The sequence below is a fragment of the Streptomyces chrestomyceticus JCM 4735 genome, assembly GCF_003865135.1.
GTDB classification, from domain to species: domain Bacteria; phylum Actinomycetota; class Actinomycetes; order Streptomycetales; family Streptomycetaceae; genus Streptomyces; species Streptomyces chrestomyceticus.
Genome location: NZ_BHZC01000001.1, coordinates 2,054,470 through 2,074,070 on the forward strand (window position 1 = coordinate 2,054,470; position 19,601 = coordinate 2,074,070).

A 19,601-nucleotide genomic window follows, 5' to 3' on the forward strand; every position below is an offset into this window, starting at 1 on the left:
GGTTGCCGCTGCCCGCCCCCGCCCTCACCGAGCCGCCCAGAAGGACATACCGCCATGGCCGCCACCCCCGAACGAACCGGTTCCGCCACGACCCGCCGCAAGGCCGGACGCCACCGCGGTGAGGGCCAGTGGGCCGTGGGTCACTACACCCCGCTGAACGGCAACGAGCAGTTCAAGAAGGACGACGACGGTCTCAATGTGCGGACACGCATTGAGACGATCTACGCCAAGCGCGGTTTCGACTCGATCGACCCGAACGACCTGCGCGGCCGGATGCGCTGGTGGGGCCTGTACACCCAGCGCAAGCCCGGCATCGACGGCGGCAAGACCGCGGTCCTGGAGCCGGAGGAGCTGGACGACACCCACTTCATGCTGCGGGTCCGGATCGACGGCGGACGGCTGAGCGTCGCGCAACTGCGGGCCATCGGCGAGGTCTCCCAGGAGTACGCGCGCGGCACCGCGGACATCACCGACCGGCAGAACATCCAGTTGCACTGGATCCGCATCGAGGACGTCCCGGCGATCTGGGAGAAGCTGGAGTCCGTCGGCCTGTCGACGACCGAGGCGTGCGGCGACTGCCCCCGCGTCATCATCGGCTCGCCCGTCGCCGGCATCGCGGCCGACGAGATCATCGACGGTTCGTCGGCGATCGCGGAGATCGAGCGGCGCTTCATCGGCAGCAAGGAGTTCTCCAACCTGCCGCGCAAGTTCAAGTCGGCGATCTCCGGCTCGCCCGTGCAGGACGTGGTGCACGAGATCAACGACATCGCGTTCGTGGGCGTCGAGCACCCCGAGCACGGCCCCGGCTTCGACCTGTGGGTGGGCGGCGGCCTGTCCACCAACCCGCGGCTCGGCGAACGGCTGGGCGCGTGGGTGGCGCTGGAGGACGTACCCGAGGTGTGGGCCGGAGTCGTGGGGATCTTCCGTGACTACGGCTACCGGCGGCTGCGCAACCGCGCCCGGCTGAAGTTCCTGATGGCGGACTGGGGCCCGGAGAAGTTCCGCGAGGTGCTGGAGAACGAGTACCTGAAGCGGAAGCTGGCCGACGGCCCCGCGCCCGCCGAGCCCAGCAGCCGCTGGCGGGACCACGTGGGCGTGCACCGCCAGAAGGACGGCCGGTTCTACGTGGGCTTCGCGCCGCGCGTGGGCCGGGTCGACGGCGCCACCCTCGTCAAGGTCGCCGAACTGGCCGCCGCGCACGGCTCGGACCGGCTGAACACCACCGTCGAACAGAAGATGATCATCCTCGATGTCACCGAGGACCAGGTCGAGCCGCTGGTCGCGGGGCTGGAGGCGCTGGACTTCCAGGTCCGGCCCTCGCCCTTCCGGCGCGGCACGATGGCCTGCACCGGCATCGAGTTCTGCAAGCTGGCGATCGTCGAGACCAAGGCGCGCGGCGCCTCGCTCATCGACGAACTGGAGCGCCGGATGCCGGACTTCGAGGAGCCGGTCAGCATCAACATCAACGGCTGCCCGAACGCCTGCGCCCGCATCCAGACCGCGGACATCGGCCTCAAGGGCCAGTTGGTGCTGGACGCCGACGGCAACCAGGTCGAGGGCTACCAGGTGCACCTGGGCGGCGCGCTCGGCCTCCAGGCGGGCTTCGGCCGCAAGGTGCGCGGCCTGAAGGTCACCGCCGACGAGCTGCCCGACTACGTGGAGCGGGTGCTGACCAACTTCCAGGAGCAGCGCGAGGAGGGCGAACGGTTCGCCACCTGGGCCGCCCGCGCGGAAGAGGGTGCGCTGAAGTGAGCGGGCGGGCCGCGCCGTTCTACTGCCCGTACTGCGGGGACGAGGACCTGCGCCCTTCCGAGGAGGGGCACGGCTCGTGGGAATGCGGGGCGTGCAATCGCGCGTTCCGGCTCTCGTTCCTCGGACTGCTGGCCAAGGGCGTCACCACCCAGGCCCGGCAGCACGACAACCGCCAAGGGGGCAGCAGCACATGACGGCAACTCAGGAACGTACGGAAGCCGAGCTGGCGGCGCTCGCCGAGCGGGCGGGCCGCGACCTGGAGGACGCCACCCCGCTGGAGATCCTCACCTGGGCCGCCGGGGTCTTCGGTGAGCGCTTCTGCGTCACCTCCTCCATGGAGGACGCGGTCGTCGCGCACCTGGCCGCCCGCGCCTACCCCGGTGTCGACGTGGTCTTCCTCGACACCGGCTACCACTTCCCGGAGACCATCGGCACCCGGGACGCGGTGGCCGCGGTGATGGACGTCAACGTCATCACGCTCACACCACGGCGGACGGTGGCCGAGCAGGACGCCGAGTACGGGCCGAAGCTGCACGAACGCGACCCGGACCGGTGCTGCGCGCTGCGCAAGGTCGCGCCGCTGGAAGAGGGCCTGGCCGGGTACGACGCCTGGGCGACCGGGCTGCGCCGCGACGAGTCGCCGACCCGCGCCGGCACCCCGGTCGTGGGCTGGGACGCCCGGCGCCGCAAGGTGAAGGTCTCGCCGATCGCGCGCTGGACCCAGCGGGACGTGGACGCGTACGTCGCCGAGCACGGCGTGCTCACCAACCCGCTGCTGCAGGACGGCTACGCCTCGGTGGGCTGCGCGCCCTGCACCCGCCGGGTGCTGGCGGGCGAGGACGCGCGGGCCGGCCGCTGGGCCGGCAGCAACAAGACCGAATGCGGGCTGCACTGATGGGCGGCCCCGGGGAGTCCGGCGATCAGGCGCCGGACCACAAGGACATCCAGGACCTTCGGGAGCGAAAGATGACGGGCGCCACGGTGTGGCTGACCGGACTGCCCAGCGCCGGCAAGACCACGATCGCGTACGCGCTGGCGGAGCGGCTGCGGGACGAGGGCCACCGCGTCGAGGTGCTGGACGGCGACGAGATCCGCGAGTTCCTCTCGGCGGGGCTCGGGTTCAGCCGGGCGGACCGGGACACCAACGTGCAGCGCATCGGCTTCGTCGCCGAGCTGCTGGCGAGCAACGGCGTGAAGGCCCTGGTGCCGGTGATCGCTCCGTACGCGGACTCACGGGAGGCGGTGCGCAAGCGCCACCAGCGCGAGGGCACCCCGTACCTGGAGATCCACGTGGCCACGCCCGTCGAGGTGTGCTCCGAGCGGGATGTGAAGGGCCTGTACGCGAAGCAGGCGGCGGGCGAGATATCCGGGCTGACCGGCGTCGACGACCCGTACGAGCAGCCCGAGTCGCCCGACCTGCGCATCGCGTCGCACACCCAGACGGTGCAGGAGTCCGCGGCGGCGCTGTACGCGCTGCTCACCGAGAGGGGACTGGCATGACGACCGCCGCTGCCGTGAGCACGGGCGCCGGGAACTCCGGCGGCACCGGGAACGCCGGGAACGCCGGAGACGCCGACACCCCGTACGCGCTGAGCCACCTGGACGCGCTGGAGTCCGAGGCGGTGCACATCTTCCGCGAGGTGGCGGGCGAGTTCGAGCGGCCGGTGATCCTCTTCTCCGGCGGCAAGGACTCGATCCTCATGCTGCACCTGGCGCTGAAGGCGTTCGCGCCCGCGCCGGTGCCCTTCGCGCTGCTGCACGTGGACACCGGCCACAACTTCCCCGAGGTGCTGGACTACCGCGACCGTACGGTGGCCCGGCACGGGCTGCGGCTGCACGTCGCCTCCGTACAGGACTTCATCGACCGCGGCGAACTGCGCGAGCGCCCGGACGGCACCCGCAACCCCCTCCAGACCGTGCCGCTGCTGCACGCCATCGAGTCGCACCGTTTCGACGCGGTGTTCGGCGGCGGGCGCCGGGACGAGGAGAAGGCGCGCGCCAAGGAGCGGGTGTTCTCGCTGCGCGACGAGTTCGGCGGCTGGGACCCGCGCCGTCAGCGCCCCGAGCTGTGGCAGCTCTACAACGGCCGGCACTCCCCCGGCGAGCACGTCCGCGTCTTCCCGCTGTCCAACTGGACCGAGTTGGACGTGTGGCAGTACATCGCCCGCGAGAAGATCGAGCTGCCCGCCATCTACTACGCCCACGAGCGCGAGGTCTTCGCCCGCAACGGCATGTGGCTGGCGCCCGGCGAGTGGGGCGGCCCCAAGGACGGCGAGCGGGTCGAGACGCGGCAGGTGCGCTACCGCACCGTCGGTGACATGTCCTGCACCGGCGCCGTCGACTCCGACGCGGACACCATCGAGGCCGTCATCGCGGAGATCGCCGCCTCCCGGCTCACCGAGCGGGGCGCGACGCGGGCCGACGACAAGCTGTCCGAAGCCGCCATGGAGGACCGCAAGCGCGAGGGGTACTTCTAAATCATGAGCACGCACACGATCGTCGACCCGGTCGACGTGGCCGGTACGGCCGCCACCTCACTGCTGCGTTTCGCCACCGCCGGTTCGGTGGACGACGGCAAGTCCACCCTGGTCGGGCGGCTGCTGCACGACTCCAAGTCGGTGCTGGCCGACCAGCTCGAAGCGGTCGAACGGGCCTCGCTGGGCCGCGGTCAGGAGGCGCCCGACCTGGCGCTGCTGACGGACGGGCTGCGGGCCGAGCGGGAGCAGGGCATCACCATCGATGTCGCCTACCGCTACTTCGCCACGCCCCGGCGCCGCTTCATCCTCGCCGACACCCCGGGCCATGTGCAGTACACCCGCAACATGGTCACCGGCGCGTCCACCGCCGAGCTGGCCGTGGTGCTGGTCGACGCCCGCAACGGCGTGGTCGAGCAGACCCGCCGGCACGCCGCGGTCGCCGCGCTGCTGCGCGTCCCGCACGTCGTCCTCGCCGTCAACAAGATGGACCTGGTGGACTACGCGGAGCCGGTCTTCGCGGCGATCGCCGAGGAGTTCACCACGTACGCCGCGTCCCTGGGCGTCCCGGAGATCACCGCCATCCCGATCTCGGCACTGGCCGGCGACAACGTCGTGACCCCGTCCACGAACATGGACTGGTACGGCGGGCCGACCGTGCTGGAGCACCTGGAGACCGTGCCGGTGGTGGCCGACCCGTCCGAGGACCCGGCGCGCTTCCCGGTGCAGTACGTCATCCGCCCGCAGACCCCCGAGCTGCCCGACTACCGCGGCTACGCGGGGCAGATCGCCTCGGGCGTGCTGCGCGTCGGCGACGCGGTGACGGTGCTGCCGTCGGGCCGGACCAGCACCATCGAGGCGCTGGACGTGCTGGGCGAGGCGGTGGACGTGGCCTGGGCGCCGCAGTCGGTGACCGTACGGCTCGCCGACGACCTGGACATCTCCCGCGGCGACCTGATCGCCCCGGCCGCCGCGCCGCCCGCCGTCACACAGGACGTCGAGGCGACCGTCTGCCACGTCGCCGACCGGCCGCTCAGGACCGGCCAGCGGGTGCTGCTCAAGCACACCACCCGTACGGTCAAGGCGATCGTCAAGGACATCCCGTCCCGGCTGACGCTGGACGACCTCTCCCAGCACCCGGCGCCCGGCGAGCTGGCCGCCAACGACATCGGCCGGGTCGTGCTGCGCACCGCCGAGCCGCTCGCCCTGGACCCGTACGCCGACTCCCGGCGTACCGGATCGTTCCTGCTCATCGACCCGGCGGACGGCACCACGCTGACCGCGGGGATGGCCGGATCCGCGTTCGCCGAGGCGGCCGAGGCCGCGGCGGCCGCGGCGGCCGCCGCGGACGACGACGCGGAATGGGACTTCTGACATGACGCTACGGGATCTGCCCACGTCCCTGTACGGGGACGTCTTCGCGACCTTCGCCAAGGAAGGCGGCCGGATCGGCAGCGGTGCGCTGGGCAGCGGCCAGGGCGGCGTCGGGCGATGTGTGCGCCGATGACGTACCGCCGCCTGTCCCCCACGCCTCCCTTCCGACATTCCACCGCTCTGCCGGGCCCGCCGTAGGCGTTCGCCGCCCGGCCCTCCGAGAGGACCCCCTCCCGTGCCTGCCGTACGACGCCTCCGCCTGCTGGCGGCCGCCGCCACCGTCCCCCTCCTGCTGGGCGCGCTCGGCGCCTGCGGCTACGGCTCCCGGGCCAAGCAGGACGAGCAGGGCGCGGTCGCGGCCAAGGGCCCCAAGATCGACGGCCTGGACCGGGTCAAGGTCGGCTACTTCGCCAACACCACCCACGCGACCGCGCTGGTCGGCGACCGGAAGGGCTTCTTCCAGAAGGAGCTGGGCGGTACGAAGTTCGCGCCGTCGGTGTTCAACGCGGGCCCGGCGGAGATCGAGGCGCTGAACTCCGGCGCCATCGACATCGGCTGGATCGGCCCGTCCCCCGCCATCAACGGGTGGACCACCTCCCAGGGCAAGAGCCTGAAGATCATCTCGGGGTCGGCGTCCGGCGGGGTCTCGCTGGTCGTCAATCCCAAGAAGATCAAGAACCTGGACGACCTCAAGGGCAAGACGATCGCCACCCCGCAGCTCGGCAACACCCAGGACGTGGCGCTGCTCAACTACCTGGCCGAAAAGGGCTATAAGGTCGACGCGACCACCGGCAAGGGCGATGTGACCGTCCAGCGCACCGAGAACAAGGTCACCCCGGTCGCCTTCCGGCAGGGCAGCATCGACGCCGCGTGGGTGCCCGAGCCGACCGCCTCCAAGCTGGTCGAGGAGGGCGGCAAGGTGCTGCTGGACGAGAAGAAGCTGTGGAAGGACGGCAAGTTCGTCATCACGAACGTGATCGTCTCGCAGAAGTTCCTCAAGGAGCACCCGAAGGCCGTCGAGGCGGTGCTGCGCGGCTCGGTGAAGACCAACACCTACATCAGGACGCACCCGGCCGAGGCCAAGCAGGCGCTCAACGACAAGCTGGCCGACGCGGCCGGCAAGGCGCTGCCGCCGTCCGTGATCGACCCGGCGTTCCGCAACACCGACGTCACCGACGACCCGCTGGCCGCCACCCTCCAACTGGAGGCGGACCACGCGGTCCGGGCCGGCCTGCTGAAGAAGCCCTCCCTCGAGGGCATCTACGACCTCACGCTGCTCAACAAGGTGCTCAAGGCCGAGGGCAAGCCGGCGGTCGACGACGCCGGTCTCGGCAGCGAACAGTCCGCGCACGCATCCAGGAGGTGACACCGATGACGACCACCACACTCAGCAAGCCCGGCAGCCGGCCGTCCGCCACGGCGGACGCGGGCGGCGCGGACCCCTCGTACGCCGCTCGCATCGACCACGTCTCGAAGTCCTTCGGCCGCCCCGGCGCGCAGCAGCACGTGCTGGACGACATCAGCATCGATGTCGCGCCGGGCGAGTTCGTCTGCCTGCTGGGGGCGTCCGGCTGCGGCAAGTCGACGCTGCTCAACCTGGTCGCCGGGCTCGACGGGCCCAGCGCGGGCAGCATCGAGACGCCCGGCGGCCGGCCGGCCCTGATGTTCCAGGAGCACGCGCTGTTCCCGTGGCTCACCGCGGGCCGCAACATCGAACTGGCGCTGCGGCTGCGCGGGGTGCCGCGCGCGGAGCGCCGGGGCGAGGCCGAGCGGCTGCTGGAGCTCGTACGGCTCAAGGGCGCGTACGGCAAGCGGGTGCACGAGCTGTCGGGCGGCATGCGGCAGCGGGTCGCGATGGCCCGCGCGCTCGCCCAGGACAGCCAACTCCTGCTCATGGACGAGCCGTTCGCCGCGCTGGACGCCATCACGCGTGACGTGCTGCACGACGAGCTGACCCGCATCTGGGAGGAGTCCAACGACGGCACCGCCGGCAGCGGCAGCCTGTCCGTCCTGTTCGTCACCCACAACGTCCGGGAGGCGGTGCGGCTCGCCGAGCGGGTGGTCCTGCTGTCCTCCCGGCCCGGCCGGATCGCCCGCGAGTGGACCGTGGACATCCCGCATCCGCGGCGCATCGAGGACGCGGCGGTCGCCGACCTTTCCGTAGAGATCACCGAACAGCTCCGTGGGGAGATCCGCCGCCATGGCCAGCACTGAGACCGGAACGGCCGCCGAGGCCGCCGGAACCGCCGACGGAACCGCGGCCGGGCCCGTCGACGGCCTCGCGGCCGACGCGGGCACGGGGGCGCCCGCCCCTGCCAATGAGGCAACCGCCGAAGCATCCCCCGCCGCCGCGAAGAAACCCGACAGCGGCTCCAGCGACCTCGCCGGCCTGGAAGCCGGCCTGGACGCGCTGGACACCAAGGTCTCCGACCGCCAGCCCTGGCTGCGCACACTGACCGCCAAGGCCGTCCCCCCGGTCGTCGCGATCGCCCTCGTCCTCGGCCTGTGGCAGCTCGCCTACCACTTCGAGCTGAAGGACCACTACCTGCTGCCCAGCCCGGTCGACGTGGCCCGCTCGCTCCAGGACAAGTGGCTCGAAGGCACCCTGCTCGACTACGTGTGGACGAGCGTGTCGCGCGGCGCCCTCGGCTTCCTGGCCTCGGTGGTGATCGGTACGCCGCTCGGCCTGCTGGTCGCCCGCGTCAAGCCGGTACGGGCCGCGATCGGCCCCATCCTCAGCGGCCTCCAGTCGCTGCCGTCGGTGGCCTGGGTGCCCGCCGCCATCATCTGGTTCGGCCTGAGCGACGCCACCATCTACGCGGTGGTGCTGCTCGGCGCGGTCCCCTCCATCGCCAACGGCCTGGTCGCCGGCGTCGACCAGATCTCGCCCCTCTACCTCCGCGCGGGCCGCACGATCGGCGCACGCGGCCTGACCGGCGTACGGCACATCCTGCTGCCCGCCGCGCTGCCCGGCTACCTCGCCGGACTCAAGCAGGGCTGGGCGTTCTCCTGGCGCTCCCTGATGGCCGCCGAACTCATCGTCAACGCCGCCGACCTGGGCACCGGCCTCGGCCAGCTCCTGGAGCAGGGCCGCGAGCTCCAGGACATGTCCTGGGTGCTCTCCGCCATCCTCCTCATCCTCATCGTCGGCATCGGCATCGAGCTGCTGATCTTCGCGCCGATCGAGCGGCGGGTGCTGCGCAGCCGCGGCCTGCTGGTGAAGAGCTGACCCATGGACGCCCGACCCGCCCTCCTCGTCATCGCCCACGGCAGCCGCGACCCGCGGCACGCGGCGGCCGTCACCGCGCTCTGCGCGCGGGTACGGGCGCTGCGCCCCGGCCTGCGGACCGAGGTCGCCTTCCTCGACTTCAACGCGCCGGGCGTGCCCCGGGCCCTGGAGCGGCTGGCGGCGGACGGTGTACGGGACGTGGTGGCCCTGCCGCTGCTGCTCACCCGGGCGTTCCACGCCAAGACGGACATCCCGGCGGTCCTGCGGGAGGCCGCCACGCGGCTGCCCCGCCTGACCGTCCACCGGGCCGATGTCCTCGGCCCGTCCCCGCTGCTGACCGCCGCGCTGGACCGGCGGCTGTCCGAGGCCGGGCTGCGGCCCGGCGACCGGCGCTCGACCGGGGTCGTGCTGGCCTCAGCGGGCTCCTCCGACCCGGAGGCGATCGCAGTGATCGCTGAAATCGCGCGGGAGTGGCGGCGTACCACCGGTTGGTACGCCGTGCGGCCTGCGTTCGCCTCCGCCTCCCTCCCCCGCACGGCCGACGCCGTACGGGCCCTGCGGGCCGAGGGCGCCGAGCGGGTGGCGGTGGCCCCGTACGTGATCGCCCCCGGCCGCCTCCCGGACCGCATCGCCCGCGGCGCCGAAGAAGCCGGGGCCGATGTCCTCGCCGAGGTCCTGGGACCGGCGCCGGAGCTGGCCGTCTTGCTGGCCCGGCGGTACGACGAGGCGCTGTGCCGGGAGGTACCGGCGCTGATCGCCTGACGCGGCGGCCTTCAGACGCGCGGCGGCAGCCGGTGCAGCTCTACGCCGGTGAGCCGTCCCTCCCCCACCGTCGCCGTCATGTACGTGCAGTACGGCTGGCGTCTGCGGTCGGTCGGGGAGCCGGGGTTGAGCAGGCGCAGGCGGCCGTCCTCGGTGGTGGTGTCCCAGGGGATGTGGCTGTGGCCGAAGACGAGGACGTCGAGGTCCGGGTAGCGCTCGGCGCAGCGGCGTTCGCGGCCCTGTTTCTGGCCGGTCTCGTGGACCACGCCCCAGCGCAGCCCGCCGAGTTCGGCGTAGGCCACCTCCGGCAGGCGGGCGCGCAGCTCCGGGCCGTCGTTGTTGCCGTACACACCGACGAGCCTGCGGGAGCGTTCTTCCAGCAGGTCCAGCGTGGCGGTGTCCACCCAGTCCCCGGCGTGCACGACCACGTCGGCGCGCGCCACCTGCTCCAGCAGTTCCGGCGGCAGGGCCTTGGCGCGTTTGGGCAGGTGGGTGTCGGACATCAGCAGCAGGCGCACGGGCCGACCGTAGCTCCTCTCTCCGGCAGGCGTCGCGCTGCCGTCCGTGTTCTCACAGGCAGTCGCGCGGCAGTGTCTCGTTCCAGGTGCGGGAGAAGACGCGCCGGTCGTTCTCGTAGCCGTCCAGTGTGGCGTCGATGTGGAACTCCTTCTCGGAGCACCGCAGTTTCTGGTGGGTGACCACTCGGACGTCCCAGTCGCCGCGCCGGAAGCGCATGGTCCACAGGGTCTCGCCGGTGGCGGAGGTGAAGTCGTCGGCGACGGTGGTGTACCGCTCGTAGGCGCGCCGCCCGACCTCCATGCCGGTGTCCTCCAGCCGGGCCAGCCCGCGGTCCTTGACGATCTCCAGCTCGGAGGTGTAGCCGACCAGGTCGCGCTTGACGTCCCAGCGCTCCTCCGGCGGGGTCAGTTGGGTGACGGTGAGCGGCCGGGTGCCCTCCGGCTCGCCGAACGGGCGCGGGGGGAGCCGGTCAGGTTCGGTGGTGGGCCGTACCGGCAGGGTCAGGGTGCTGCTGCCCTCGTGGACGCTGAGCGTGGCGGGCCGGGGCGGCGGCCAGGCCAGCGGCCAGTACGAGGTGGACAGCGACAGTCGGATGCGGTGGCCGGGCGGGAACGCCTGGGCGACGCCGTTGAGCTGGACGGTGGCGCGGTAGCGCCGGCCGGGCTCCAGGGGTTCCGGTTCGCCGACCGTCTCGTGGTGGGCGAGGTTGAGCACACCGTAGGTGACGCGGGTGGCCCGGCCGTCGGGGGCCACGTCGGTGAGGCGGGCGGCGACCATGGCGACCGGTTCGCTGACCGACAGGTCCAGTTCGACGGTGGGCGAGCCGAGGATCTCGACGCGGTCGGTGAGCCGGTCGCTGTCGAAGACCAGCGAGCCGCCGTCCTCCTCGCGCTGGTCGTACGGCAGGTCCGGCGGGGCGTTGTAGGAGGCCCACTTGCCGGCGAACTGGCCGACGGACAGCGGCGACTGCACGGTCAGCACCCTGCACTCGCGGTCGCCGCACTCCTCCCCGTCGGCGCCGATGCGGTGCCGGAAGAGCGGGCGGGCGACGGAGCGGATGTGCGGGGAGGGCCAGTCCGGCTCGCCGACCCAGCGGCCGGGGCGGGTCTCGTAGGACGTGGACGGCGGCACGCTGTCCTGCATCCAGGCGCTGAGCATCGGCCCGTCCATGACGCCGTTGTCGGCACCCTTGAGCCAGTGGTCCCACCAGCGCACGACTTCCTGGAGGTAGCCGATCGCCGGTCCGGGTTCACCCAGATGAGGGAACTTGTGCGACCAGGGGCCGATCAGGCCCTTGCGCGGTACGTCGAGGCCGGCCAGCAGCCGTGTCACCGCGTTGGAGTAGCCGTCGGCCCAGCCGCTGGAGGCGAGGACCGGGCAGCGTACGGAGCTGTAGTCCTCGCAGACCGAGGCGTGCCGCCAGTAGTCGTCGCGGCGCTGGTGGCGCAGCCAGTTCAGGGCCCACGGCTCGGTGTGCTCCAGGCGTTCGCGCCACATCTCGCGCCAGCGGCCGCCGACCACGGCCGGGTCGGGCGGGCAGGTGGCGTAGGCGAACATGGTGCCCGCCTCGGCGAGGTTGTCGGAGAGCAACTGGCCGCCCATGTAGTGCATGTCGTCGGCGTACCGGTCGTCGGTGAAGGACGCGATGACGATGGCGCGCAGGCTCTCGGGCTGCCGGGCGGCGACCTGGAGGGCGGCGAAGGCGCCCCAGGACAGGCCCATCATGCCGGTGTTCCCGTCGCACCAGGGCTGGTCGGCCAGCCAGGCGAGGATGTCCTCGGCGTCGGCCTGTTCCTGTTCCAGGTACTCGTCCTCCAGGACGCCCTCCGACTCGCCGGTGCCGCGCAGGTCGACGCGGACGCAGGCGTAGCCGTGGCCGGCGATGTAGGGGTGGTGGATCGAGTCGCGTACGGCGGTCAGGTCCCCTTTGCGGTACGGGATGTACTCCAGCACCGCCGGCACCGGTTCCTCGTCGGACGCCGTGGGGCGCCAGATGCGGGCCGACAGGCGGGTGCCGTCGGAGACGGGGACGGTGACGTGGTCCTCCTCCGTCGTCGCGCAGGGCAGATTGCTCACGAAGCGCATGGGGCGACCTTCTCCTTGCTGTCGTGCGGTCGGCGCGGCCGGCGGGCCGTCCGCGCCGGTTCAGCGGTCCGGGCCGGCGGTCGCGGCCTTCTCGCAGGCCAGGTGCAGGGCCGCCACGCAGTGGTCGTACTTCTCGCGCAGCTCCTCCTCACTGTCGCCCCCGGTGAAGACATGGGCCAGTTCAAAGCTGTAGCTGTCCTGCTGCTCCATGTCCGAGAGCTGCTGGCCCGGCTCGGGAATCACGTGGATGCGCGTGCCCGGGATCTCCCGCTCGATGCGCTCGACCTCCTCCTGGGAGGGCACCGCGCGGGCGACGCCGTCGGCGAACCAGCGGTAGTACCACTTGGCGGCTGTCCGGTAGCGGCCCTCGCGGTGCGGCATCGCCGGGTCCTCGCCGAGGGCGAGACGGAGCATGGCGTGGTGGTTGGGGGCGCCGTCGACGTACTGGAAGAGTTCGGCGTGCGACTGGGAGTGCCGGGGGTTGACCTCCAGCACGTTGATGTCGTCGGTGTGCGGGTCGTAGAAGTACTCGATGCTGAACGTGGCCTCCTGCATCCCGATCTGCCGCATCACGCGGGCGGAGGTGTCGCGCAGCCGGTGCAGCACGGGTTCGGGGAGCGTCGAGGGGTACTGGTGGCGCAGGAAGGACGAACTGCCGGGGTAGTCGATGGAGTCCAGGACGCCGTAGACCGTGACCTCGCCGTCGTGCACGTAACCCTCGACCGCGACCTGGATGCCGGACAGCGCCTCCTCCGCGAGACAGACCCGGCCGCCGACGCCCGCCATCTCCGGGGGCAGGTCGAGGCGGTCGAGGATGTACTCGAAGGGCTGGCCGACCCGGCCGATGCCCTTGCGGATCTTCTCGACGGCCGCCCGGAACTCCGTCTCGTCCCGGACGCCGTAGGCCAGTTCCGAGGAGTACGCGAGGGCGGGCTTGAGCCACATGGGGAAGCGGACGCCGTCGGGCGGGCGCGGCGGGTCGGCGTGCAGGTCGACGCGGCCGAAGCGCGGGTGGGTGTCGACGGCCTTCTCCTGCTCCAGCCGGCTCCAGTACTTGTGCTCGCACTTGACGACCGAGGCGAGGCTGGTGCTCCGGGTGCCGTAGCGCTCGCTCAGGATCGGTACGAGGGTACTGACGGGGAAGTCCCAGTAGCCCACGATGGCGTCGACACTGCCGTCGAAGGAGTCCAGCAGTTGCTGGGCCTTGTCCAGGAGGTCGGGTACGGAGACCTCGCCGACCTGGAGTTCTCTGATGGTGAGCAGCGGATGGAAGCGGTACCGGTCCGCGTCGGGGACGTCGTGCAGCGCCGGCAGGTTGGCGGCTTCCAGACCGAGTACGAAGATGTTCTTCTCGCTCACCGGGCTCCTCCTCGGGCTCTCTGTCCGGCGAGGCACGCGGGTACCCGCGGGAGGGGCGGCAAACCCCGGGGCGGCTGCGGGTGGCGGTCCGCCCGCGGCGGCGGGAGGGCTGGTGGGCGGCGTGGGGCGGTGCGGAGGCGGGGGTTTCCGCGCGCGGGACACCTGTCCGATTAATCCGTTATGGCCCGGGTACCGGAGGGGCGGCCGCTCGGCAGTCCGCCGGACGGCACCCCACCCCCGTCAGTCGGAGGACCCCATGAGCGACACCAACCCGATCGAGCTGCAGAAGGCACTCAAGGGCGCGCACTACCCGGCGAGCAAGGACGACCTGGTCTCCTGTGCCAAGGACAACCACGCGGACCGCCAGATGATGGACAAGATCTCCCACATCCCCGGCAAGAGCTACGAGAACCCCGCCGAGGTGGAGAAGGCCGTCTTCAAGAGCCAGTGAGCCGGGAACCGGGGAACCGGCAGCCGGTGAGCCGGCGACCGGCGAACGGCGCCCCGCGGGGCCGGTGACAGACTCCGGGGGCCGGCGGGACTTCCGTCCCCCGGCCCCCGGAGCGTTCTCAGGCCACCGACCGGTAGTCCGCCGCCAGGGCGGGAGCGGGCGCCGGCGCCAGCCAGGTGATCTGCCGGCGGGAGCGGAGCAGGGCGCCCGCGCCGATCGCCACGGCGATGATCAGACCGCCGGCCACCAGGGCGCCCCGGGCACCGGCCACCTCCATCAGGAGGCCGAGCAGCGGCGGCGCCACCAGGCCCCACACCGTGCTCGCGCTGCGCCACACGCCCAGCACCCGGCCCCGCATGTTCGCGGGCGGGTCCGTCTGGAGCACCGTCGTACCGGCCGTGTCGGAGACCGACTCGACCACCGACATGGGCAGCACCAGGACGAGCAGGACGATCAGCGACGGCGACAGCCCGGCGAAGACCTGGAGCAGCGCACCCGCGGCGGCCAGCGCGCCGACCAGCTTGACCGACGGGTTGCGCAGCCGGGCGGCGAGGATCGCGCCGACGATGCCGCCCGCCGCCAGCACCGAGGAGACGGTGCCGAACGCGCCGGCGCCCGCCGCCAGCGGGCCGGTGACCAGGACCGCCAGGGTCAACTGGTAGTTACGGCCGAAGATCGCGCTCAGCCCGGTGATGGCCGCCAGCGCGACCAGGCGCGGGCGGCGCATGAAGAACGCCAGCCCGTCCCTGGCCCGGTCGCCGATCTCCTCCTCCGGCGCGCCCACGGCCTCCACGGCCTTCCCGGTGGCCTCCGAGGACTTCGCGGGTGCCCGCAGCGCCTCGCTGACCGGCCGCAGGAAGGGGATGACGGCCGCGACGAACAGGAAGGACACGCCGTTGGCCGCGTAGGCGGCACCGGTGCCCAGGAAGCCCACGGCGATACCGGCCAGGGCCGTACCGCCGAGGCGCCCGACGCTGTGCACCAGCGAGCCGACCGCGATGGCGGACGGCACGTCCTCCCGGCGTACGAGGTCGTTGCCGAGCAGGGCCGTGGCGGGGCCGTCCACCGTGGCGACCAGGCCGGTGACGGCGGCCAGCGCCATCAGCAGCCCGTAGTTGAGCTGGCCGGCCGCGACCAGGGCCGCGGTCGTGAAGGCGACCAGGCCCAGTACGGCCTGGCTCAGTCCGGCGGTGAGCTTGCGCGGCCAGCGGTCCACGGCGGCCCCGCCGAACAGGCCCATGACCAGGCCGGGACCGGCCTGCACGGACAGCGACAGACCGGTGGCCGCGGCGGAGCCGGTGAGCTGCAGCACCAGCAGGTTCTGCACGGTGAGCTGCATCCAGGTGCCGGCGTTGGACACCAGGTTCGCCACCGACCACCAGCGCATGCTGCGGTACCGCAGGGAGCGCCACGGCGCGTGGTCACCGCCGTCACCCTTGGCCTTGCGGCCCAGCAGGTACCGGAAGCCGCCGGCGCGTCGGCGGACATTTTTTTCGGTTTCGACTGTTTCGGGGGTTTCCGGTGCGGGAATCGTTGCGTGAGAATCCGTCTGCGCCGGGACCCGGGCAGCGGAACGGACGGAAGAAGACACAGCGGCAGAAACTTCGTGAAGAGCCCAGCAGGCTCGGAGCGCGGCTCGGCGGGCACGGGGCACGTCTGCGTGCGGCGTGGGCACCGATTCGGTCGGAATGCCGGCCTCTCCCGGTCCGTGGCGACGGACCCTCTCAGGCACAGCAATGTCACATCTTCACAGACGCTTCCCGGCCGGGGAAACCTCCGGCCGGGAAGCGGTCGTGCCGTGGACGGGCGCGAGTGCCGTGGATCCCTTGTGCCGCAAGGGGTGGAGGGGGTGGGTGGGGTTGCTCACAGGGCCGCCGGCTCGGCCTCACGGGAGCCGCTCGGCGAGCCGGTAGAAGTCCGGGACGAAGGTGCCGCGCCCGGGGCCGGGCGTGCGCTACGCGGACCGGTCGACCACCCGGGCCAGGCGCCGGTCGAGTTCCTCGTCCAGGCGCTGCCGCTCCTCGGGCGTGCCCGAGCCACTGGCTGAGCGCCGCCCGGGCCCGTTCAGCCTGCTCGGCGCGCCGGTGCGTGCCCGCAGACGTATCCGTAGGCAGGCAGGCATATCCATGGGCACGGCGCCGCCGCGCGCATACACGGACCGGGTGACCCCGTAACGACGAAAGGCTCCCCCCGGTCGCGCCCCGCCCCCGCCGCCCGCACATTGGAGTGCAGCGGGGCGTGCCGTGGAGGCGGGCCCGCGCTGGCCCGTACCGCCCCGCGCCGGGGGCCCGGCGTCGATGGGGCACGCAGGAATGCCGAGGAGGACCCGTATGGCTTCGGCCCGTCCCCGTCCGCGTGATCCGTTCCGTTCGTCCGAGCGGCCCCGCATCCTGGTGCTCAGGGCGCTCGGGCTCGGGACCTGCTGACGGCGGTACCCGCGCTGCGGGCCCTGCGCACCGCCCATCCGCTGCACGAGCTGGTGCTGGCGGCGCCCTCACGTCTCGGCGAGGCCGCCGCGGCCACGGGCGTGGTCGACCGGCTGCTGCCCGCGTCGGCGCCCGCCCGCGGCGTGCCGCAGATGATCCATTGGACCGGTCCGCCGCCCGCCGTCGCCGTCGACCTGCACGGCAACGGGCCCGCCAGCCACCTGCCGCTCCAGGCACTGCGCCCGGCCCGGCTGCTCGCCTACGCGCATCCGGCCACCCCGCGGATCGCGGGTCCGGTCTGGCGCGAGGACGAGCACGAGCGCAGCCGCTGGTGCCGTCTGCTGACCTGGTACGGCATTCCGGCGGACCCCGAGGATCTGCGGATCGGGGCGCCTCCGGGGCCCTCCCCCGCGCCGGGCGCGGTCGTGGTGCACCCGGGGCGGACGCCGCGGCGCGCCGCTGGCCGCCGGAACGGTTCGCCGCGGTGGCGCACGCCCTGCACCGGGCGGGGCACCGGGTGGTCGTCACCGCGGGGGCCGGCGAGGGGCCGCTCGCCCGGCAGGTCGCCGCGCAGGCGGGGCTGCCGCCGTCGGCCGTGCTGGGGGCGCGGCGGACGTGCCGTTCGGGGAGCTGGCGGCGCTGGTCGCCGGGGCCCGTGCGGTGATCGTGGGCGACACCGGGCTCGCGCACCTGGCCAGCGCCCTCGGCACGCCGTCCGTCGTGCTCTTCGGCCCGGTCGCGCCGCGGCTGTGGGGCCCGCCCCGGGTGGCCCGGCACCAGGTGCTGTGGCACCCGGGCCACCTGGACCGGGCCCGTCCCGGGGACGCGCACGGCGACCAGCCGGACGGGCGGCTGCTGCGGATCACCGCGGCGGAGGTGCTGACGGCCGTGGCGCGGCTGCCCGAGCCCGTCCGGGTTCCGGAGTGGCCGGTCGCGGCGCCGGTGCTGTGAGGGGGCCGGGAGCGCGGTGCGCCGCCGGGGCTGCTGTGCGGGTGGCACTGTGACCGGAGGCCGCCCGTCGCGGGTCCTGCTGACCGGGTGGTTCAGCTTTCTGCACGGCGAGGTGACGGCCGGCGACATGCTGGCGGCCGAGGCCGTGCAGGGCGCGCTGGACGGTGCCGGGTTCGCGTACGACACGGCCTGGTCGCCGGTGTTCCGGCCGGGCGCGCTGCATCTGGACGGCGCCGATCCCGCCCGGTACAGCGATCTCGTCTTCGCCTGCGGCCCGGTGCACTCCCGTCCTCCGCCGGACGGCGGGCCGAGCCCGCTGCTCGCGCTGCACGACCGGTTCGCGGGGTGCCGCCGGGTGGCCGTCGGCGTGTCCGTACCCGATCCGGACGACCCGGCGGTGACCCGCTTCGACGACGTCCTGCCCCGCGACACCGCCGGGCAGGCGGCCGGGGCGCGGGATCTGAGCCTGCGGGCTCCGGCGGCATCCGGTCTGCCGCTCGTCGGCGTGATCCTGACCGGCGGGCAGCACGAGTACGGCGCGCGCCGCCGGCACACCGAGGTCGGCGACGTGCTGACGGACTGGCTGGGCACCGTCGCAGCGGCGCGTCTGCCGGTGGACACCCGCCTGGACACGCGTGACTGGCGGCTGCCCGCGACGCCGGACGAACTCCACGCCGTACTGGCCCGGCTGGACGCGGTGGTGACCACCCGGCTGCACGGCATGGTCCTGGCGCTGCGGGCGGGCACTCCGGCGCTCGCCGTGGACCCCGTCGCGGGCGGCGCGAAGGTCGCCGCGCAGGCGGCGGCGCTGGGCTGGCCCGCGGTGCTGCGCTGCGAACAGGCGGGCGCGGCCGAGCTGGACCTGCTGCTGACCTGGTGCCTGTCGAAGCAGGGGCGGGCCCAGGCCGCGCGGCACACGGTCCGGCCGGGCGGCGGCGGGCTGCTCGACGGGCTGCTGCGGCGCCTGGCCCAGCCGTACGGGTGACTGTTGGGGCGGCGGTGTTCCCGGGGTGCGCCGGGGACGGGTCCGGATGCGTACGCGGTGCCGCCTGCTGCCGGGGCGCGTTCGGGCCGGAGGCGGCCGGGCGGGCGGGCGTCGGGAGGTCCCGAGAAAGCGACTTTTCACCATAAGGCAGGTGATGGCGGGGCGCAGCCTCGCCTAGCGTGACGTTTTTCCTGAAGCAGGCGAGGCACCCGATTCGGGGCAAACCCCTAGTCGAGGGAGTCCCATGAACGCCGCTCTTTCCCGGAACTGGAAACACGCCGTGGTGACCGGCGGTGCGGGTTTCGTCGGTTCGCACCTGTGCACCGCACTGCTGGCCCAGGGCGCCTCCGTCACCTGTGTCGACGACCTGAGCACCGGCGCACCGGAGAACATCGCCCCGCTGCGCGGGATACCCGGGTTCACGTTCGTGGAGGCCGACGTCACCGAGCCGTTCCGGATCGGGCCCGACGTGGACCTCGTCCTGCACTTCGCCTCCCCGGCCTCCCCCGCCGACTACCTGCGGCTGCCCCTGCACACGCTGGACACCGGCAGCCTCGGCACGCGCAACGCGCTCGCCGTGGCGCGGGCGCACGGAGCGCGGTTCATCCTCGCGTCGACCTCCGAGGTCTACGGCGATCCGCAGCAGCATCCGCAGAGCGAGACGTACTGGGGCAATGTCAACCCGGTCGGCCCGCGCAGCGTGTACGACGAGGCGAAACGATTCGGGGAGGCGCTGACCACGGCCGAGGCGAACACCCACGGCACCGACACCGGCATCGTGCGGCTGTTCAACACCTACGGGCCGCGGATGCGGGGCCACGACGGCCGCGCCGTGCCGACGTTCATCCGGCAGGCGCTGGCCGGGGAGCCGCTCACCGTCACCGGGGACGGGCTGCAGACCCGCTCGCTGTGCCATGTGGACGACACCGTCCGGGGCATCCTCGCGGCGGCCGCCTCCGACCTGCGCGGACCGGTCAACCTGGGCAATCCGGTCGAGATCACCATGCTCGAACTCGCCCACCTGATCACCGAACTGACCGGCTCCCGCTCCCCGGTCCGCTACATCGAGCGGCCCACCGACGACCCCGCGGTCCGCTGCCCCGACATCACGATGGCCCGCGGCAAGCTCCAGTGGGAGCCCGAAGTGGCGCACCGGGACGGCCTGGCGCGCACCGTCGCGTGGTTCCGCAAGCGGCAGGGGACCTGACACCGCCTCCGGTTCCGGCCGCCCCGG

The 19,601-nt window shown here is 73.0% G+C and carries 19 protein-coding genes and 1 pseudogene; 15 read left to right on the forward strand and 5 right to left on the reverse strand.

Features of this window, described 5'->3' with window-relative positions; all coding sequences use genetic code 11:
- Nucleotides 1–54 precede the first annotated feature (54 nt).
- From EJG53_RS08485 to EJG53_RS08535, 11 genes are all read left to right on the forward strand, one after another.
- Nucleotides 55–1,752, forward strand: coding sequence for a nitrite/sulfite reductase (locus EJG53_RS08485; protein ID WP_125044343.1), 1,698 nt, complete (start codon nucleotides 55–57; stop codon nucleotides 1,750–1,752).
- Nucleotides 1,749–1,946, forward strand: coding sequence for a hypothetical protein (locus EJG53_RS08490; protein WP_125044344.1), 198 nt, complete (start codon nucleotides 1,749–1,751; stop codon nucleotides 1,944–1,946). Before EJG53_RS08485 ends, EJG53_RS08490 begins: the two co-directional genes overlap by 4 nt.
- Nucleotides 1,943–2,647 (forward strand): phosphoadenylyl-sulfate reductase, encoded by a 705-nt coding sequence (locus EJG53_RS08495; protein WP_125044345.1) that lies wholly within the window; start codon nucleotides 1,943–1,945, stop codon nucleotides 2,645–2,647. Before EJG53_RS08490 ends, EJG53_RS08495 begins: the two co-directional genes overlap by 4 nt.
- Nucleotides 2,648–2,718: 71 nt before the next feature.
- The gene (gene cysC, locus EJG53_RS08500) at nucleotides 2,719–3,252 is read left to right on the forward strand and encodes an adenylyl-sulfate kinase (protein ID WP_125049251.1); all 534 of its coding nucleotides are present in this window, start codon (nucleotides 2,719–2,721) and stop codon (nucleotides 3,250–3,252) included.
- Complete coding sequence (cysD, locus tag EJG53_RS08505) at nucleotides 3,249–4,229, forward strand: sulfate adenylyltransferase subunit CysD (protein ID WP_244955050.1); 981 nt, start codon at nucleotides 3,249–3,251, stop codon at nucleotides 4,227–4,229. The genes cysC and cysD overlap by 4 nt, the downstream gene beginning before the upstream one ends.
- A gap of 3 nt (nucleotides 4,230–4,232) precedes the next feature.
- Nucleotides 4,233–5,600, forward strand: a complete 1,368-nt coding sequence (locus EJG53_RS08510; RefSeq protein WP_125044346.1) for a sulfate adenylyltransferase subunit 1 — start codon at nucleotides 4,233–4,235, stop codon at nucleotides 5,598–5,600.
- A gap of 1 nt (nucleotide 5,601) precedes the next feature.
- Nucleotides 5,602–5,733: a hypothetical protein gene (locus EJG53_RS08515; protein WP_125044347.1), complete on the forward strand. Its 132-nt coding sequence runs from the start codon at nucleotides 5,602–5,604 to the stop codon at nucleotides 5,731–5,733.
- A 102-nt stretch (nucleotides 5,734–5,835) separates the two neighbouring features.
- Nucleotides 5,836–6,966 (forward strand): ABC transporter substrate-binding protein, encoded by a 1,131-nt coding sequence (locus EJG53_RS08520; RefSeq protein WP_125044348.1) that lies wholly within the window; start codon nucleotides 5,836–5,838, stop codon nucleotides 6,964–6,966.
- A gap of 5 nt (nucleotides 6,967–6,971) precedes the next feature.
- The gene (locus EJG53_RS08525) at nucleotides 6,972–7,814 is read left to right on the forward strand and encodes an ABC transporter ATP-binding protein (RefSeq protein WP_125044349.1); all 843 of its coding nucleotides are present in this window, start codon (nucleotides 6,972–6,974) and stop codon (nucleotides 7,812–7,814) included.
- Nucleotides 7,801–8,829 carry an ABC transporter permease gene (locus EJG53_RS08530; RefSeq protein WP_244955051.1) on the forward strand — a complete coding sequence of 343 codons (1,029 nt, stop codon included), beginning with the start codon at nucleotides 7,801–7,803 and terminating at the stop codon, nucleotides 8,827–8,829. The genes EJG53_RS08525 and EJG53_RS08530 overlap by 14 nt, the downstream gene beginning before the upstream one ends.
- 3 nt (nucleotides 8,830–8,832) lie before the next feature.
- Nucleotides 8,833–9,591, forward strand: coding sequence for a sirohydrochlorin chelatase (locus EJG53_RS08535; RefSeq protein ID WP_125044350.1), 759 nt, complete (start codon nucleotides 8,833–8,835; stop codon nucleotides 9,589–9,591).
- A gap of 11 nt (nucleotides 9,592–9,602) precedes the next feature.
- Here the strand turns inward: EJG53_RS08535 and EJG53_RS08540 are convergent, their stop codons facing one another.
- Genes EJG53_RS08540 through EJG53_RS08550 form a run of 3 tightly spaced genes read right to left on the reverse strand, consistent with a single transcriptional unit; the run spans nucleotide 9,603 to nucleotide 13,554 of the window.
- Nucleotides 9,603–10,109 carry a metallophosphoesterase family protein gene (locus tag EJG53_RS08540; protein WP_125044351.1) on the reverse strand — a complete coding sequence of 169 codons (507 nt, stop codon included), beginning with the start codon at nucleotides 10,107–10,109 and terminating at the stop codon, nucleotides 9,603–9,605.
- Between the two features lie 52 nt (nucleotides 10,110–10,161).
- Complete coding sequence (locus EJG53_RS08545) at nucleotides 10,162–12,195, reverse strand: CocE/NonD family hydrolase (protein WP_125044352.1); 2,034 nt, start codon at nucleotides 12,193–12,195, stop codon at nucleotides 10,162–10,164.
- Between the two features lie 60 nt (nucleotides 12,196–12,255).
- The gene (locus tag EJG53_RS08550) at nucleotides 12,256–13,554 is read right to left on the reverse strand and encodes an ATP-grasp domain-containing protein (RefSeq protein ID WP_125044353.1); all 1,299 of its coding nucleotides are present in this window, start codon (nucleotides 13,552–13,554) and stop codon (nucleotides 12,256–12,258) included.
- Between the two features lie 256 nt (nucleotides 13,555–13,810).
- Between EJG53_RS08550 and EJG53_RS08555 the strand changes: the two genes are divergently transcribed.
- The gene (locus EJG53_RS08555) at nucleotides 13,811–14,005 is read left to right on the forward strand and encodes a DUF2795 domain-containing protein (protein ID WP_125044354.1); all 195 of its coding nucleotides are present in this window, start codon (nucleotides 13,811–13,813) and stop codon (nucleotides 14,003–14,005) included.
- Between the two features lie 118 nt (nucleotides 14,006–14,123).
- On the opposite strand, the gene EJG53_RS08560 is transcribed toward EJG53_RS08555, so the two are convergent.
- Both EJG53_RS08560 and EJG53_RS40600 read right to left on the reverse strand, forming a co-directional pair.
- Entirely contained in the window at nucleotides 14,124–15,392 is a 1,269-nt protein-coding gene (locus tag EJG53_RS08560; RefSeq protein ID WP_244955052.1) for an MFS transporter, read from the reverse strand.
- Between the two features lie 567 nt (nucleotides 15,393–15,959).
- The gene (locus EJG53_RS40600) at nucleotides 15,960–16,133 is read right to left on the reverse strand and encodes a hypothetical protein (RefSeq protein WP_154806365.1); all 174 of its coding nucleotides are present in this window, start codon (nucleotides 16,131–16,133) and stop codon (nucleotides 15,960–15,962) included.
- Nucleotides 16,134–16,335: 202 nt separating this feature from the next.
- Between EJG53_RS40600 and EJG53_RS08565 the strand changes: the two are divergent.
- From EJG53_RS08565 to EJG53_RS08575, 3 genes and pseudogenes are all read left to right on the forward strand, one after another.
- Nucleotides 16,336–17,382, forward strand: a pseudogene (locus EJG53_RS08565) (glycosyltransferase family 9 protein).
- A gap of 127 nt (nucleotides 17,383–17,509) precedes the next feature.
- Nucleotides 17,510–18,367 (forward strand): polysaccharide pyruvyl transferase family protein, encoded by an 858-nt coding sequence (locus tag EJG53_RS08570; RefSeq protein WP_125049255.1) that lies wholly within the window; start codon nucleotides 17,510–17,512, stop codon nucleotides 18,365–18,367.
- 244 nt (nucleotides 18,368–18,611) lie between these two features.
- Nucleotides 18,612–19,574, forward strand: coding sequence for a UDP-glucuronic acid decarboxylase family protein (locus EJG53_RS08575; RefSeq protein WP_125044355.1), 963 nt, complete (start codon nucleotides 18,612–18,614; stop codon nucleotides 19,572–19,574).
- Nucleotides 19,575–19,601 lie beyond the last annotated feature (27 nt).

Coding starts and splice junctions, on each gene's coding strand:
- EJG53_RS08485 (WP_125044343.1), top strand. CDS start 55: ATGGCCGCCACCCCCGAACGAACCGGTTCCGCCACGACCCGCCGCAAG.
- EJG53_RS08495 (WP_125044345.1), top strand. CDS start 1,943: ATGACGGCAACTCAGGAACGTACGGAAGCCGAGCTGGCGGCGCTCGCC.
- cysC (WP_125049251.1), top strand. CDS start 2,719: ATGACGGGCGCCACGGTGTGGCTGACCGGACTGCCCAGCGCCGGCAAG.
- cysD (WP_244955050.1), top strand. CDS start 3,249: ATGACGACCGCCGCTGCCGTGAGCACGGGCGCCGGGAACTCCGGCGGC.
- EJG53_RS08510 (WP_125044346.1), top strand. CDS start 4,233: ATGAGCACGCACACGATCGTCGACCCGGTCGACGTGGCCGGTACGGCC.
- EJG53_RS08515 (WP_125044347.1), top strand. CDS start 5,602: ATGACGCTACGGGATCTGCCCACGTCCCTGTACGGGGACGTCTTCGCG.
- EJG53_RS08525 (WP_125044349.1), top strand. CDS start 6,972: ATGACGACCACCACACTCAGCAAGCCCGGCAGCCGGCCGTCCGCCACG.
- EJG53_RS08530 (WP_244955051.1), top strand. CDS start 7,801: ATGGCCAGCACTGAGACCGGAACGGCCGCCGAGGCCGCCGGAACCGCC.
- EJG53_RS08535 (WP_125044350.1), top strand. CDS start 8,833: ATGGACGCCCGACCCGCCCTCCTCGTCATCGCCCACGGCAGCCGCGAC.
- EJG53_RS08545 (WP_125044352.1), bottom strand. CDS start 12,195: ATGCGCTTCGTGAGCAATCTGCCCTGCGCGACGACGGAGGAGGACCAC.
- EJG53_RS08555 (WP_125044354.1), top strand. CDS start 13,811: ATGAGCGACACCAACCCGATCGAGCTGCAGAAGGCACTCAAGGGCGCG.
- EJG53_RS08560 (WP_244955052.1), bottom strand. CDS start 15,392: ATGCGCTGGTGGTCGGTGGCGAACCTGGTGTCCAACGCCGGCACCTGG.
- EJG53_RS40600 (WP_154806365.1), bottom strand. CDS start 16,133: ATGGATATGCCTGCCTGCCTACGGATACGTCTGCGGGCACGCACCGGC.
- EJG53_RS08570 (WP_125049255.1), top strand. CDS start 17,510: ATGCTGGCGGCCGAGGCCGTGCAGGGCGCGCTGGACGGTGCCGGGTTC.
- EJG53_RS08575 (WP_125044355.1), top strand. CDS start 18,612: ATGAACGCCGCTCTTTCCCGGAACTGGAAACACGCCGTGGTGACCGGC.